The 14,787-nt window shown below is 52.8% G+C and carries 13 protein-coding genes and 2 pseudogenes; 11 read left to right on the top strand and 4 right to left on the bottom strand.

All coding sequences use genetic code 11. The annotated features are described in order from the left end of the window. Window positions 1-11 precede the first annotated feature (11 nt). Together R0J92_RS16040 and R0J92_RS16035 are read left to right on the top strand one after the other, a co-directional pair. Complete coding sequence (locus tag R0J92_RS16040) at window positions 12-971, top strand: IS481 family transposase (protein WP_411052372.1); 960 nt, start codon at window positions 12-14, stop codon at window positions 969-971. A 130-nt stretch (window positions 972-1,101) separates the two neighbouring features. Then, a complete protein-coding gene (locus tag R0J92_RS16035) occupies window positions 1,102-1,725 on the top strand; it encodes a hypothetical protein (RefSeq protein ID WP_317387167.1) in 624 nt (207 codons plus the stop codon). 5 nt (window positions 1,726-1,730) lie between these two features. Here R0J92_RS16035 and R0J92_RS16030 read toward each other — a convergent pair whose 3' ends face one another. Next, window positions 1,731-2,453, bottom strand: a complete 723-nt coding sequence (locus R0J92_RS16030) for a class I SAM-dependent methyltransferase (RefSeq protein ID WP_411052387.1) — start codon at window positions 2,451-2,453, stop codon at window positions 1,731-1,733. Between the two features lie 46 nt (window positions 2,454-2,499). Here R0J92_RS16030 and R0J92_RS16025 point away from each other — a divergent pair, with 46 nt between their 5' ends. From R0J92_RS16025 to R0J92_RS16015, 3 genes are all read left to right on the top strand, one after another. Then, window positions 2,500-2,964 (top strand): hypothetical protein, encoded by a 465-nt coding sequence (locus R0J92_RS16025; protein ID WP_317387165.1) that lies wholly within the window; start codon window positions 2,500-2,502, stop codon window positions 2,962-2,964. A gap of 7 nt (window positions 2,965-2,971) precedes the next feature. Continuing rightward, window positions 2,972-4,327 carry a sensor histidine kinase gene (locus R0J92_RS16020; RefSeq protein WP_411052371.1) on the top strand — a complete coding sequence of 452 codons (1,356 nt, stop codon included), beginning with the start codon at window positions 2,972-2,974 and terminating at the stop codon, window positions 4,325-4,327. 111 nt (window positions 4,328-4,438) lie between these two features. Next, the gene (locus R0J92_RS16015) at window positions 4,439-4,636 is read left to right on the top strand and encodes a hypothetical protein (protein WP_411052370.1); all 198 of its coding nucleotides are present in this window, start codon (window positions 4,439-4,441) and stop codon (window positions 4,634-4,636) included. A 383-nt stretch (window positions 4,637-5,019) separates the two neighbouring features. Here the strand turns inward: R0J92_RS16015 and R0J92_RS16010 are convergent. Next, a pseudogene (locus tag R0J92_RS16010) lies at window positions 5,020-5,769 on the bottom strand (IS256 family transposase); the annotation flags it as partial. Window positions 5,770-5,845: 76 nt separating this feature from the next. Beyond that, entirely contained in the window at window positions 5,846-6,523 is a 678-nt protein-coding gene (locus tag R0J92_RS16005; protein ID WP_411052369.1) for an IS6 family transposase, read from the bottom strand. Window positions 6,524-6,679: 156 nt separating this feature from the next. On the opposite strand from R0J92_RS16005, the gene R0J92_RS16000 reads away from it, so the two are divergent. Then, window positions 6,680-9,847 (top strand): autotransporter outer membrane beta-barrel domain-containing protein, encoded by a 3,168-nt coding sequence (locus R0J92_RS16000; protein WP_411052368.1) that lies wholly within the window; start codon window positions 6,680-6,682, stop codon window positions 9,845-9,847. Window positions 9,848-9,923: 76 nt separating this feature from the next. Then, window positions 9,924-10,458, top strand: a pseudogene (locus R0J92_RS15995) (IS6 family transposase); the annotation flags it as partial. Between the two features lie 689 nt (window positions 10,459-11,147). Here R0J92_RS15995 and repC read toward each other — a convergent pair. Next, window positions 11,148-12,398 (bottom strand): replication initiation protein RepC, encoded by a 1,251-nt coding sequence (repC, locus tag R0J92_RS15990; protein WP_411052367.1) that lies wholly within the window; start codon window positions 12,396-12,398, stop codon window positions 11,148-11,150. A 652-nt stretch (window positions 12,399-13,050) separates the two neighbouring features. Between repC and R0J92_RS15985 the strand changes: the two genes are divergently transcribed. From R0J92_RS15985 to R0J92_RS15970, 4 genes are all read left to right on the top strand, one after another. Beyond that, complete coding sequence (locus tag R0J92_RS15985) at window positions 13,051-13,434, top strand: hypothetical protein (RefSeq protein WP_411052366.1); 384 nt, start codon at window positions 13,051-13,053, stop codon at window positions 13,432-13,434. 66 nt (window positions 13,435-13,500) lie between these two features. Further along, window positions 13,501-13,878: a hypothetical protein gene (locus tag R0J92_RS15980; protein ID WP_114963843.1), complete on the top strand. Its 378-nt coding sequence runs from the start codon at window positions 13,501-13,503 to the stop codon at window positions 13,876-13,878. Between the two features lie 55 nt (window positions 13,879-13,933). After that, the gene (gene traL / locus R0J92_RS15975) at window positions 13,934-14,221 is read left to right on the top strand and encodes a type IV conjugative transfer system protein TraL (protein WP_106165000.1); all 288 of its coding nucleotides are present in this window, start codon (window positions 13,934-13,936) and stop codon (window positions 14,219-14,221) included. Then, complete coding sequence (locus R0J92_RS15970; RefSeq protein WP_106165001.1) at window positions 14,203-14,775, top strand: TraE/TraK family type IV conjugative transfer system protein; 573 nt, start codon at window positions 14,203-14,205, stop codon at window positions 14,773-14,775. The genes traL and R0J92_RS15970 overlap by 19 nt, the downstream gene beginning before the upstream one ends. Window positions 14,776-14,787 lie beyond the last annotated feature (12 nt).

Genomic DNA, 14,787 nt, shown 5'->3' with positions numbered 1-14,787 from the left:
AAGGAAGCATTATGGGACAAGTTCGTCACGGGAGCGCCACGACAACGCACGCCGTCAGAGCTGCAATACAGCGATCGCAAGCTTCGCTCACGCAGTTGAGCAAGGAATTGGGCATCAATCCCAAGACTGTCGCGAAGTGGCGCAAGCGGGCGACGGTGGAGGACTTGAAGACTGGGCCGAGGGAGCCGCGTTCGACCGTTCTCACTGAAGCTGAGGAGGCGATGATCGTCGCATTCCGACGGCATACGCTGCTGCCGCTGGATGATTGCCTCTACGCTCTTCAGCCATCGATTCCGCAACTGACGCGATCGGCATTGCACCGCAGCCTGCAGCGGCATGATATTTCTCGGCTACCTGAAATCGAAGGCGACAAGCCGAAGCGTCAGAAGTTCAAGCGCTATCCCATTGGCTTTTTTCATATCGACATCGCCGAGGTTCAGACAGCGGAGGGCAAGCTCTACCTCTTCGTGGGGATTGACCGCACCAGCAAGTTCGCAGTCGCACAACTCGTGGATAAGGCAGACCGCAAGATCGCCTGGGAGTTCCTCGAACACCTGCTCAAGGCCGTCCCCTATCGCATCCACACGATCCTCACCGACAACGGCATCCAGTTCGCCGAGCAGCCTCGCAACCGGAACACAGCCTATTCCCGGCAGATGCGCTTCGACATGATCTGCGAGGCAAATGAGATTGAGCATCGGCTTACCAAGCCCAACCACCCCTGGACCAATGGCCAGGTCGAGCGGATGAACCGCACGATCAAGGAGGCGACCGTCAAACGATACCACTACGGCAGTCACGACCAGTTGCACACGCACCTCGCGGACTTCATGGCAGCCTACAACTTCGCACGCCGCCTCAAGACGCTCAACGGCCTCACACCCTACGAATACATCTGCAAAATCTGGACTTCAGAGCCAGATCGATTCATCCTAAATCCGATCCACAAAATGCCGGGACTAAACACCTAAGCAAGGAGTTGGCTTGATGACTGACCCAAGCTATTGGATCTGATCGGCCATCATGTCGCCTTAACGACACACGAGGCCCGGAACATTAAAGTCGAACTGATTAAGGTAAAACTAACTAAGGCGCAATACATTGATAAGGGTACTTCTATTAGAGGACGAGGGCATCCTTCGTCACGCAATTGCGATGAATGTTCATACGCTGTTCGGAGAAGCCGAGATATTTAGCTTCAACCGATACGATGGTTTGCAGTCCACTATCAAAAATGACGGCGAAATCGCGATGACGGATTTTGATGTAGCTTTGCTGGATCCGGGTGTTCCTCCAGTCTCGCCATCATCGAGCCGTGAAGAGCGAATAGATATGATCTCGACGATAATATCCGCTTTACGAAACGATTGTAGCGTTCTTGTTCTGACTGGCTCGTACAGTGAGGCAGAATCCAAAGTAATGTTGCAAATGGGAGTTTCCAAATATTTATCGAAAGACAGCCTCGATCTCATGCAACTGCGTAATCACATAGATACAGCTTCAGGGTCTCCACAAGCTGTTGGACCGGATACAGAAATGAGGACTGAACGATTTTTCAGTGGCCTAACTGAAAAAGAAAGAATTGGCCTAGCTGTCCATCAAAAAATGTATGATGAGAATTTAGTTTCAAGAGCTCTTGATTTGGATGTGGAGAGCATTCGTCGATATGTGACAAGAGCTAAAAAACGCGAACGTGACCTGATCAATAGTCCTGGTCCGCAATAGAAACTTCATACTCGCTCGCACAACACTGCAGCTTCCATCTGTTCGAGGAATTGGTGCGACGGATTTCCCAGATAATGAACGCCTGGACTGAATGAACGGATGCCCGGAAATAGTTTCGCTAATGAATTAGGTGAGAACGCGTGAATATGTCCGTTTCGTGGTCCTAACCACCAATAGTCGTGCTCCGATGCCTCTGGAAGAAGTAGCGTTGTCACTACTATGTCTGCTTCGTCCGCTGCTAGACGCAAAAGTGTTTCTGCAGCCGCCTGAGGGTTGGGGACATGTTCAAGAACCTCGATGCAGAGAAGCAAATCGTACTGCCCACTGATGGCAGTTAGTTCGAGTGTCATTGGATCGAACGCTACAGCATCGACACCAACTTCCGAAAGATGCTCAGGAAGAAGTCCGGAACCAGATCCATAGTCAAGGACTCTCGTCGAGGTGGAGTAAAATCGAGTAACGGCGTCGGCAGTAGATTTTGGCCTACGGGCAACATACCCTGGATCATGTATGTGATAGTCGGCGTTATAGATCTGTTCTTTAAATCGGCGATCTGGCCAACCATCGAAATAGTCAGTGGCTACGTGCCCACATACCTTACACTCTCCATAAACCGCTTGTTCGCCAGGATCAGAACTAGATCGTCCACCGAATCGGACACCACATGAGTGATTTGATGATCTGGCGAGTATCGGACAACTCAGACTTGAACAAACCGGACAACGCATTGTACGATTCTTCCAACTTAGTTTCTTCTCGAAGGTCATGTGTTCCATGCTGAGACTTGCTTTTGTATCCGCTATCACATTGCTACCATTGAATACTTTGTATGCTTCAGAGACATCCTTTGCATTGACAGTCGGTGACACAAGCTACACCGTCGATCAACTAGAAAGCGACTTCGAGCAAGTTACTATACATACGGTTTCGACCTGGACGCAGGATGAAGTGATCCAATACTCGGGGCCTTCATTGCTTGAAGTTGCGGATCGCTCAGGGCTTGGAAACCTGACTGGTTTGAAGCTTACATCGGCAGACGAATATGCCGTCACTGTTCCGAGATACGAGGCTGAAAAGTTTAATACAATCATCGCGATACGTGTTGATGGGAAACGAATTGGCTTTTCAGAAAAAGGCCCTGCTCGAATGGTATGGCCGAGATCAAAGTATCCAGACGAAATCGGCGCAGCGCAAGATGGGTACTGGTTGTGGTACTTGATCTCAATCACTGCTGATTGAGGTGTATATGCAGAGTTATCTACGGCTTGCTCTATATGGTGTCGTAGCTTCTGCGCTAGCTCTGCTGTGGTTGATCGGTCACGACTGGTATCGTCAGCTCAATCAAATCGACGATCAACAAGACCAGATCGCTGAGCTCGGCCGGTCCTATGGTGAGGTTATGTGGCGGGTGACATCAGCTCGCCGCTGGTGGCTCGAATACAATCATCAGGTTCATATAAGCTATTTGACTGACACCGATGCATCTGAGGTTGACTTCTCGCTCCAGTATCAATTTTTCAAGCAGAACCTGAATGATGCACTGGCCTTGGAAGGGGATGTGATCGAGATTGCTCAAGTAGCCCTGGACCAGCTTGGAGCTGTGTTAGAGAGAACCGAAGCACTACATAACAAAATCAATGAAGTCGGCTCCATCACAGCGGAAATTCGAGATGAAGCTGATAGCATCAAGAAGGAAGTCATCGCTCTCACTGCCAGCCTCGGTACATTTCAGTATGTTTATTTTGGTCCATCGAGCCTTCAGGCTCCGATCAAGCGTGACTTGATGGTTCGTTCCCTCTTTTTCCTCAGCTTTCTGTTCATTCTGGCTATCAGTGCTATCGCTATTTATAGGCACGGAATCATTCAAGAGGAGCGGGCAAAGCAAACAAAGTTGGAGGCTTTGGGTGCCTTGGCTGCGGGATATAGTCACGCGATCTCGTCGATCATCGGTGGTCTACAAATTATCTTAGATAGCCTAAGAGTTAGTCAGAGAAACCCGAGGGATCTTGCTGCCTTCGATCAGTTCGAAATAGGAATTGAACGAATGCGTAGCCTCAACATCAACCTCTCGCTCATAGCGCGAGGCCATCCCATTAACGATTCACTTGCGCCGCTAGGGGAAACGATCAATGCAAGCGTTGATCATCCGAGCGATCCTGACCATCCAGTGACTTATCACCTTGGTGTTTCACATGACGTATCGGGTATACTTGTACCTCAACTAGCTGTTTCTACGATCATTTCAGAGCTTCTTAGTAATTCTAAGCACCATGCTTCTCGCCATGTACCACCAAATGTTTGGATCGATGCAGAGGTGACTGGTAAAGCTGATTTGCGGATAACGATAGCCGATAATGGCATTGGGATACCCTCTCAGAACATTCCAATGGTTCTTGATCCGTTCTTTTCAACCTCAGGCGAGGGACACGCCGGCCTTGGGCTTACCAGTATCAAATCAATGGTAGAAGCGATGCGCGGAACGATCCGCATCTCTGCACGTGTCGGTGGTCAAGGAACTTGCGTTGAAATCGTCTTACCTCTTGAGAACGAAACCGTTAGCCCGCCCTTGATGGGACAAAAAAGTACAGTTTCCCCTCGGTAAGGGACAACTTGTCCCTAGATTTGAGCACTCTACCTAAGGCAGATCGATTCCTAACGAGTTCGCCTCACATCCCGGCGACCTTTGATTTGGAAAGAGAAGGGGTTTGCACAAATGTGCAATTTTGAAAATCATCCGCGCTTTAAAATTCTCGATCTCCTTGGGTCTGATTTGGCCTCATCATCTCTGTTCGAAGCGGGCACTTCTCGTGATATTGCAGTACCTTATGCAAGGGTTTGTGATGATAAAGAACGCTTAGGAACCGCCTATCGTTGGAACAACGGAGAAACTTCTGTGGTTTGGAATTCTTGATCTTTTAGTTGGCCCAACCGCCCCGAACGTGCACAGATGGGGGTTATGAGGAACACAAGAAGAACACACGGTGCCGTGACCATTCGCTACGCGTTGTTTGAACAGGTGAGATGCGAACGTTGCGGTCATTCGTTTTTTTCTCATCCCGCAGACGCAGCATCACTTCGCGCTTGCGGCATGCATATCGCCGTATTGCACCTCATGTTGCCGAGGCGGTCACTCAACATAGGCCCATGACTTCAAATCGAAAACGCAATTTCGCTGCCCGGTGCTGGAATAGTCAAGATGCGGATGGAATGGATGGCGTCTTTACCCAAAGCTTTCGACGGATAGTGTCCCAGAAACTGGTTGAACTTTGCTCTTCGGCCTTGGCTGGGCCGCAGTCACAGGGCGGCGATTTCCGCCGGGTACATGGGGGCAGTGTCGTAAATGGCGGCGACGGTTTCCAGTGTCATGTAGCGCCGCGTGATCGCCCATTCATCATTCTGCTCCAGCATCAGGGCGCCGACGAGGCGCGTGAACGCAGCTTCGTTGGGGAAGATCTCGACCACGTTGGTCCGGCGCTTGATCTCCTTGTTCAGGCGCTCCAGTGGGTTCGTGCTGTGGATTATCGCCCAGTGGTCGCGCGGAAAGCTCTTGTACACCAACACGTCATCCTCGGCGCGGCGCATCAGTTCCGCGAGCCTGGAATGGCGCGGTTCGAACGCGTCGATCAGCTTTGCCCAGTGGTCTTTCGATGCCGCGGGCGTGTCCTGATCGAAGGCGGTTCTGCGCGCCGCGGTGACTGTCGGGCGGTCCTTCTTGCCGACGCAGGCGAGCGCGTTGCGCATGAAATGAACGCGGCAGCGCTGGACGGTCGCTCCGAGCACCTTGGCCGCGGCAGCCTTCAGGCCCTTGTGATCGTCGGCTATGATCAGACGGGTTCCGCAAAGCCCGCGATCTGCGAGCGAGCGAAGAAACTCATCCCAGAAAACCTCTGCCTCGCTGGGCTGGACGGCGATGCCGAGAACCTCGCGGCGGCCATCCAGGTTGACCGCCACGGCCACTATGGCAGCAACGCTGACGATCCGACCGCTGCGACGCACCTTGATGTAATTGGCATCGAGCCACAGGTATGGCCATTCGCCTTCGAGGGTGTTGTCACTTTAACTAGCCCAGGATGCAATTTAGGGCACCGATCATACATCAAGCGACGTTTGCCGCGTTTTTCTATGCTTCGAGTGCCTCCAGTCGGTGGTAACGGATGGTGAGGGCGGAGCGGCGACGGGCTGGAACGGAGAAACGATTGCGGGTTGCAGACTGCATAGATACGAAGCGCTGCAATCCACCCGGCGATCGGAAGCCTTGCATCACCCGCTCTCGTTTTCGGAAGGGCAAGTGGCTGTTCTCGGCGCGGTTATTGAGCCCTTTGTGGGACCAATGATCAAGGCCAGGCGCGACCTCGCGCTTGGCGGCCCCATATGAGCGCAGTTTGTCCGTAATGATCCTTCTCGGCATGAAACCCCAACGTTTCATGAGCTTGAACAGAAGCCGCTTTGCAGCGCGCTTGTTTCGCCTCGATTGAAGGATTGCTTCAAGAACGACGCCGTTTTGGTCGACCGCGCGCCAAAGCCAGTATGACCGCCCCGCGATATTCACAACGACTTCGTCCAGATGCCAGACATCGCCGGGGTGCGGCTGTCGCCGCCGCAGAACGTGGGTAATCAAGGGGCCGAACTTGACAGCCCAGCGTCGGATCGTCTCGTACGAAACATCAACCCCACGTTCGAGCATCATCTCCTCAACCTCGCGCAGGCCCAAGTTGAACCGGGCGTAGAGCCAGACAACGTGAGCGATGATCTGCGGCGAAAACCGGTGGCGTTTGTAGCTGACGTTCTGTGTTTGCATCAGCACCGCCTACGCCCAGAGAAATGAACCAGCGACCTCAAGCCCGGTAACGTGACACCACCCATCAAAGCCCTGACGCACGAGCGAATTACCGTTTCTTAACATTTCGAAGTGATACTCGTCTTTAAGCTGTGCAAAAACCGGACTTTTAGTGGTTTGAGCGTTGATATCTTAGTCGCTCTTTCCTTTTTTCAATTTCGCCTCACAAGAATTGGAGAAATGCATGGTACATGTCATTCGCGGTCAGCTGTGAAGAAAGCGACTCTTGCGTTCCTTTCAGGCGCGGCGTGGAGTGCCATGATTGTGACACCTAGTGTCGCAGACCCGCTTTTGGCGGGGTCATTTTGGAGCAGCGTGGGAAGCTTTGATCCCCGTTTTGACTCGGTGGACATACGGATCACCGGCGATAGCCGTGCCACCATGGAAGGTGATATAGACTCGTTCTCGGAGACGTTCCACTCGGCCTGGAGAACGACGCGTATCGCCGGACCAGCCGGGGCAAACGCGCGACCGGTTCTCAACCTTCAGACCCTTGATCTCAGCACGGGGTTCGCAATCGACGAGGCCGAGTATCGTTTTTCACTAGAAAACCTGAACCTGTCCAATGTCGACTTTCGGTCGGAAAGAGTTCAGCTGTTCTTCAGAGGGGGAGACAACCGTCTTTCCTTTGACAACGCATCGCTGCGGCTGGGCACCGACCCGTTGATCCTATCAACGGCACCGATGGCTCTGTCCTTTGACAGTGGGGACAGTACAGTTACCAATTTTAATACCTCGTTTGCAGGCGCAACGTCGATTTCCGTGCGATCCGGTGCCAGTGCTACATTTGAGCTTTCCGGCTCGCGGCAGTCGACGGATCCGAACGATGCGCTTTGGTTCCGAGGGCCGACTACAATAGATATCGATGGCGGGTCACTAACGTTTGACCGCAGCCATGTGCAGGTTGGCAATGGCACGACCACTATCCGAAATGGTGGCAGATTGACAGCCACGGGGGCGGATAGTTATTTGATTTTGCCCAATGTCGTAGTCGAGGATGGATCGACGCTCGCCGTCGGGTCATCAGGTAGCGAGATTGTTGTGGGCTCGCTTCAACTGGACAGCGGATCGGTCAACCTTTCGTCGACATCGCGCCTGAGAGTCAACAGGTTGCAGATCGAGGACATAGGTACAATCATCGGAGGAACCGGCGGTGGTGAGAACATGTCGGTCGATCTTTTTGACACCGCAAATTCTGACCCAACAGTATTTACGCTGGATGGGGTGAGCCGCCTCGACATCACGAGCTTTATCGGTCGATCCAACCTGACTGTAGAACTTGACGAGAGCACGCTGGTTTTTCCAGAGCGGTCGATCACAATATTTGATGGTGCTACGGTTAATGTTAACGCCGGCAGCACGCTGTCCTTTTTCTCTCAGATCGACAACCCATCTCTCGAGGGAACAATCAACCTCGCCGAAGGTGGTGCGATGTTTGTAAGCCAGAATACAGATCTCACGTTGAACCCTTTGCTCAACCTCGGATTTGCGGAGAATTCGGTTCTCGAGGTGCAGGGGCAGGTGTCTGGAACAGGTGATCTTGGCGAGGCGATCACGCAGCTGAACACACCAAGTCGGAATCAGTTTCAAGCCGCGATTTCTCCTGGCGTTGACCGGGGTTCAAGGTCTGCCGACCAAATTGGAGAAATTACAGCCAATGGCGATCTCTCCCTTTACGGAGACGTTTATACGCGCGACCCGATCCTTGCATCTACTGGGCTCTTTGATGGCTCTCGCTATATCGCGGATATCAGCGTCTCGGGTGGGACCCCGAGCAACGACGTTCTAGCCTACGGAGACGGTGAAGTGGATCTGTCGCTCATGGAGGACGTATACGTTAGGGTACTTGACCAAGCAACCGCTGCAGAGCTGTCCGGTCGGGAATTCACGATAGTTCGCTCTCAAGACGCAGCCGCAGCCGGCGGCATTTTTTTGAACGGTCAAAGTGTCGATATCGTAGTGGATCCATTCAGCGTCCCTGCACTTGTGGGTTTCACAGTGGTTGATCGGCGCACAAACGGGCATGATGACATCACGCTCGTCGCAAGCACCCAACCTGTCGCGGTATTGCCAAGTTTGGGACCAACAGGCCGCAATCCCCAGAGCATACTGACGTCGACAGTAGGTGTTGCTGGGAACGGGACACCGGCTGGCGGCCCGTACCTGACCAACGGAACAAGTCTCGGTACGGCGCTTAACAGTTTGACACCGCAGCAACTCTCTCAGTTTAGCTTTCTGCACGGCGAGGCCTATAGTTCGTTTTTGACTGTCGGATTAGAGCATATGGAATTGGTATTCGATATGGTCCAGCGTCACGTATCGGGCACCGTTGGTGGACTTGACCTATCGTCCGTAGCGGTAAAAGAAGCATTCCGTGCGCCCGATACTTTGATCGCGTCAAGGTTTTCCGCGTCAGACGACATTGCCGAAACCAGCGGACCCAATACTTGGGTCGATGTCGCCTATGCGCGCGGCGATGTAGAAGGACAAGCGGACCTTGGGGGGTTCCAGTACGATCTTACCGGTTTTGTCGCGGGTGTCGATGTGTTGGCAGATCAAGGCCGTAGGGTTGGCGGGTATTTCGGATATGGAACATCGGAGCTCAACGAGCATGACAGCATAGACCACGAATTGGCGTCCGATGTAGTCCATCTCGGCCTCTATGGGACGTGGCATTTGGAATCCAATTGGCAGGTTTCTGCTGTGGGCGGCTACATGTTCGGTCAGAATGTGTCGACGCGTGTTGCCAATAGTGTCGGGGCTTTCACAGGGGGAGTGGCACGAGCGGATTTCGATAGCTATGGTGTCTACGCTGGCGTTGTCGCGTCGAGGAATGTCGCCCTTTCGGCGAGAACAGAGCTAAACCTGTCCGGCGGCCTCTCCTATTCGTATCTGCACCAGGACGAATTCAGAGAAATCGGCGCTACAGACCTGAATTTCGATGTTGCGCAGGCACAGGCAGAAGCCCTTGTGGCCTCTGTAGGCGTAGAAGTGGAACACGATATCTACGCCCGAAACGGTAGTTTCACGTTGCTTGGACTGGCCCGTTATCACTATGACGTATTCGCTGATCGAAACAGCGAGCACGAAATTTCGTTTTCCAATCCGTTTTTCGGAAAGTTCGTTCAAGTGGGGAAAAACCGCGGCGCACAGAGCCTGACCTTGGGGCTGGGCGGAACTGGCTATATCAATGACAGCACCACTTTCGGCATCGGTCTTGCCCGAACGTGGAACAGCCACGGTGAAGAGAATTCCGTCGATGCCACCCTAGCTATACGTTGGTGACAAGGCGCCAAATAGGTGTTGTCACGTTACCGGGCTTGAGGTTGCTGGTTCATTTCTCTGGGCGTAGGCGGTGCTGATGCAAACACAGAACGTCAGCTACAAACGCCACCGGTTTCCGCCGCAAACCATCGCTCACGTTGTCTGGCTCTACGCCCGGTTCAACTTGGGCCTGCGCGAGGTTGAGGAGATGATGCTCGAACGTGGGGTTGATGTTTCGTACGAGACGATCCGACGCTGGACTGTCAAGTTCGGCCCCTTGATTACCCACGTTCTGCGGCGGCGACAGCCGCACCCCGGTGATGTCTGGCATCTGGACGAAGTCGTTGTGAATATCGCGGGGCGGTCATACTGGCTTTGGCGCGCGGTCGACCAAAACGGCGTCGTTCTTGAAGCAATCCTTCAATCGAGGCGAAACAAGCGCGCTGCAAAGCGGCTTCTGTTCAAGCTCATGAAACGTTGGGGTTTCATGCCGAGAAGGATCATTACGGACAAACTGCGCTCATATGGGGCCGCCAAGCGCGAGGTCGCGCCTGGCCTTGATCATTTGGTCCCACAAAGGGCTCAATAACCGCGCCGAGAACAGCCACTTGCCCTTCCGAAGAAGTAGCCGAGACGTCGCCGCAGCCGAAAACTCTTGCCAACCAACGAATGTTGTCCATGCTGATACCCTTGTCGTTCTCCTGAAACCAAAGCTGCACCGTTCGAAGATTGACACCCACGCCATTCCTATCCATTTAAGAAATTGCATCCGTAAGTAGATCCGGAGACCAAGGTCCAGGCGACATTCCGTCATGGTCAACAGGTTGTCCAGCCCCTTTCATAGCTTCCAATTTAAGAATTTCTTTAATTGTCTCATCTGCACAGGGTGGAGGGACAAAATATTTACGGTTTATAATCAAAATACTGCAAGGCCTTGCTTCGTTCTGCTTCGTTTCGCTTCGTGCTGGGCATTAGGACTAACACCATAAACACGCGAACGCAACTTTAGGGTGTTTCGCCCCATGATACCTTCCAAGAAAATCACCTTTAACATGACACCTGATAGATTTGATTCTTCGAAATTTGACTGTCAAAATCCTATCAATGTCCAGCTCACAAGCGATGAACGAGGCAAAGTGCTACCGTCTTCAATCCATTCAACAGGCCAACTGCCAGCCTGTTGTCCATTTGGAAATGAGACAGAGGCCCACCCCTTATCTTGGGAGGTGGCTTCGCCGATATGCGCATTGGTTGAAAACGGCGTGCCTATCGGAACAGTCTATCGGTGGAACAATGGGGATACGATAGTGGTTCGAAGCACCTAAGCATCATCCATCCGTTTGATCAGCCCAAAGATGCTACGATTGAGGTTTAGTTGCCCACTTGCCTGCCTCTTGGTCATGGCTCTGAGCACCCCGCCTGGGTTTTTGATCGGCGTGACTGGATGGAAGCGGTTTCGGTCAATAATCAAGATGCAAAGGCTTGCTGCCATACTACCCATCTGATCGACGGCATCGTTAAATGCTGAATGATGAATTCCCAACGGATGCAGTCGATCTATTGCAGCGTTTTCGAAATCGCGCCCATCAGGATAGGGACGATCTCCTTGCGAGATCTGGACCTGGAGCTGCATTTCCTCCGTGCAGAGGTAGAACAAGCGCATTGGCGTCAGGTGGTCGCCAAAATCGGTCTTGTCCACCGGTTGCGGATCACGATCACCTTTTTCTCTGCTCACTGTGCAGCCGTTAGGCTGTACAGTCACATGATTTATGTCTGCCCGCTTGCGGGCAGCCTGCATATCCACCGGTTTGTTACAGAATACAGAAGTCTCTTGAGTTGTATCTTGTATATATTGGAGGTCACCTGTGCCCGGTCGAGCGGACATTTTTTGCTTAGATTGAGAAAAAGCCTCCATCTTATCCACAACCTCTGAAACCTCGGTCAGATGTTCACGCAACTCATCCACAGATACCGACGCGTAGAAGCGAGTTGGCCATGACAGGAAAGTATCTGCAGCCGCTCTAAGAAAGCCGTCTTCAGGGAACCGAGGCTGAAGATCCATTAGCTTGCTTTTAACCAGTCGCTTCGCAGCACTGATCTTTTGCTTCAAGATTGAGCGATCAATGCGTCCTGAGTTCAGGTCGGCTTCCAGCTTGATCAAACGAGGCATCGCTTCGATCAGTGGGGAGAACACGATCCCCTGACGGTACTCTGAACCATCGGACCGCCGAAACCTGCAACGCCGCCCATTCATCGCCACATCTTTGCGGATGAAGTTGAACACGCCTGCAAGGACTGCTTCCACGCGGCGTACTGTGCGTTCATCTTTTCCGGTGAGCGCTGCGATGTTGGACTGCATCGCGAAGCAGACCGGTTCGATGGTTGGATCAACCCAGTCCGAGGGTCGCGTTTCATCAATCATTGCGAGCATGACGGTCAACTGCCCGTCGTTAATGCCGATTGCCGGCGCTATACGCCTCATAAGTCTCTGCACATCACTGCGCTGCATGTTTCCTGGTAGTACAGGGAATGAATATGCCTCCTCGCGGTAGGCATGGGAAATACTGCTCAAGGTCTTGCTCCATGTCGTGTGAAGCAAGGCGGATTTGATCCTAATCTGCAAACAAGAATTCTGTGTTCGCACAAATGCGTTTTTTTCTTGCCTGCGATGTGGGGAATGCAGTAGAAAAAGGGTGTCAACTATTTTTCTATGCACCCCCGTAAAGGCTCCGCCTTGCGGGGGTTTTGCTTTTTAGCGTCTTTCTTTTTGTCTCTCCTTCTAAAACTGACGAATGCTCAGCCTACAGACAGTCGCAGAGCCCAACCATTGACCAGAACCTGTAGGCAATGACAGCGCAACGGTTTGAGACGCGCGGTACGCGCTCTGGCTGCAATGAACCCCTTCTGTAACGCTATTGAACGAATCCAGACGCGCCAGAAAAGCCGATAACACCCCTAAACCGATTTCGTGATTGACACAAAAATCATATTCGTGTCAAATATGAGTTACGGGAAGCGTCCACTTTTCGTGTGTCAGTCAACTTGCTAGGAAGTCGTCACCTGATGGGGACGACACATGCCGATAGAAAGATATCAATCCTTGGTCACTGTAGCTGGTGTCACTAGCTGGAAGGCAAAAGGACAACTCTTTCGAGTCAGGTATGACCTAGTGAAACTAGGGATTAAGAGCGGTGATCCGTCCTACAACTGCGTATACATCGTGGATGACCAAGAGTTTGTTCTTGTCGCCACAAATGCGCGCCCTACAGGCTTCATTGAAGATCGCAAAATTAGCCTCTGGCCCGGTGTGCACAGGCATCATCATCAATACGGTGATGGCACTATGCTTGTTCTCGATCCGGAAGCTCAGACAATTGCGACTTGGCGGCTGCTTCCAGACGGAACGGCTGCGCTTCATACTCAAGGGAAGAACCTTACAGAGGTCTGATTGCTACTTTCTTTGTGATCATCCGCTAAGCCACGATCAAGTTTATTCACCAGAGGCCAGCTCGCATCGCGAACTAGGCCACTATCGCGTGCGCCCCTTTATCGGGACGACAGCACGCCGATCATTTGAGAATTCCGAGTTTCGCCCCGTGATGGGGTGAAAACCCTGCGGTTGAGGGACCGCGGGGCAATTTTGTGCATCTACATCAATAGAAGGAACGAGGGACATGCACTTTTCGAACAACCTGAAGCGGGGGGCCAAAGTTGCATTGGCGACCGCTGCACTCGCGATGAGCGCAACTGGCGCCATGGCTGCAGGCACGGACACTGGCGTTGAAGCTGGCTTCTTCGCGATTGCGGCGGATATCTCCACCATCCTGTCCGGCGCGGGTGGTTATCTTCTGATGATCATGGCCGTTGTCATTGGCGGCATTACTCTTGCCGTCTCGGGGCGCTGGACCCATGTGGCCGTTGCCTTTGGCGTCTCGATCTTCCTTGGCTACGGTGTTGATACCCTTGCGAGCCTCGGCGGCGTAACGGCGAGCACCGACCTGCTGGCGCAGTCCACTGTCGATATTGCGGCAGTGGAATCCACCACTCACTAAGCGCCACTTCCTCCCGCGCCGCTAGGCGCGGGAGGATCGTCTGTAGGGAATTTTTATGAGCAAAGTCATCAAAATCGAACAGAGGCTGCAAGATCCACCGATGTTCTTCATCGTGCCCGCTGACGAGGCAATCGCAGGGGCATTTCCGATGCTGATGGGGTTGTTTACGCAGCATGCGATCCCGGGGATCATCGCCGGCGTGGTGTTCTATTTCATCTGGAAACGAGTTAAAGGTGAGCGCGGACTGCAAGGCTTGCTGGCACTCATCTATTGGATCACGCCGAAAGAGATGTCCGTGTATCGCTCTTTCCCAGATAGCGCCGTATGCGCCTGGAGGGCGTGATGAACTTCCAGAACATGGATAAAGCGCTCCGCAAATCCCGCCGTGCCCTGATGGTCGTCGGTGTTTCTGCTGTCGCGCTTGTTGGCTCAAACGTCCTGATGGCCGCAAAGATGTACTCGCAATCCAATCAGGTGGTACTTGTGCCTACGGTGGTCAGCGATGGCATGGTTGCGCGCGGCTCGGTGGACAAAGGATATGTCGAGGCACTGGCGTTGGATGCAGTCTACGCAATGTATAACAGCTCGCCCCGCACCATCCTCTATGGTCGCAGTGTCCTTGAGCGACTGAGCGGCCCTGCGGAACGTGCATCCATCCTTGATACCTACGACCGTATTTCCAAGGACATCACCGAACGGAAGATCTCGACTGTCTTCTTCCCTCGCAAGATCGAACACAACTTCGCCAAGTATGAAGTTGTGGTTGAAGGCGACCTCGCCACTTACCTCGAAACAACTCAAGTCACCCGCGAAGATCGCCGGATTTTGATCCGGTTCAAGCCGCAAGCTGGTTCTGTCCGGCTCGCCGCTATCGGGAAAATCTCAGCGCAGGAGTGAACCTTACCATGC

This window comes from Tritonibacter sp. SIMBA_163 (genome assembly GCF_046535935.1).
Lineage (GTDB): Bacteria > Pseudomonadota > Alphaproteobacteria > Rhodobacterales > Rhodobacteraceae > Epibacterium > Epibacterium scottomollicae.
Note: the sequence above shows the minus strand (reverse complement) of the source record. Positions and strands in the feature narration are given on the sequence as shown.

Bases quoted from the DNA above. Each gene is read 5' to 3' on its own strand.
- R0J92_RS16040 (WP_411052372.1), top strand. From the start codon at position 12: ATGGGACAAGTTCGTCACGGGAGCGCCACGACAACGCACGCCGTCAGA.
- R0J92_RS16030 (WP_411052387.1), bottom strand. From the start codon at position 2,453: ATGCGTTGTCCGGTTTGTTCAAGTCTGAGTTGTCCGATACTCGCCAGA.
- R0J92_RS16025 (WP_317387165.1), top strand. From the start codon at position 2,500: ATGCTGAGACTTGCTTTTGTATCCGCTATCACATTGCTACCATTGAAT.
- R0J92_RS16020 (WP_411052371.1), top strand. From the start codon at position 2,972: ATGCAGAGTTATCTACGGCTTGCTCTATATGGTGTCGTAGCTTCTGCG.
- R0J92_RS16015 (WP_411052370.1), top strand. From the start codon at position 4,439: ATGTGCAATTTTGAAAATCATCCGCGCTTTAAAATTCTCGATCTCCTT.
- R0J92_RS16005 (WP_411052369.1), bottom strand. From the start codon at position 6,523: ATGCAAACACAGAACGTCAGCTACAAACGCCACCGGTTTTCGCCGCAG.
- R0J92_RS15985 (WP_411052366.1), top strand. From the start codon at position 13,051: ATGACCAAGAGTTTGTTCTTGTCGCCACAAATGCGCGCCCTACAGGCT.
- R0J92_RS15980 (WP_114963843.1), top strand. From the start codon at position 13,501: ATGCACTTTTCGAACAACCTGAAGCGGGGGGCCAAAGTTGCATTGGCG.
- traL (WP_106165000.1), top strand. From the start codon at position 13,934: ATGAGCAAAGTCATCAAAATCGAACAGAGGCTGCAAGATCCACCGATG.
- R0J92_RS15970 (WP_106165001.1), top strand. From the start codon at position 14,203: ATGCGCCTGGAGGGCGTGATGAACTTCCAGAACATGGATAAAGCGCTC.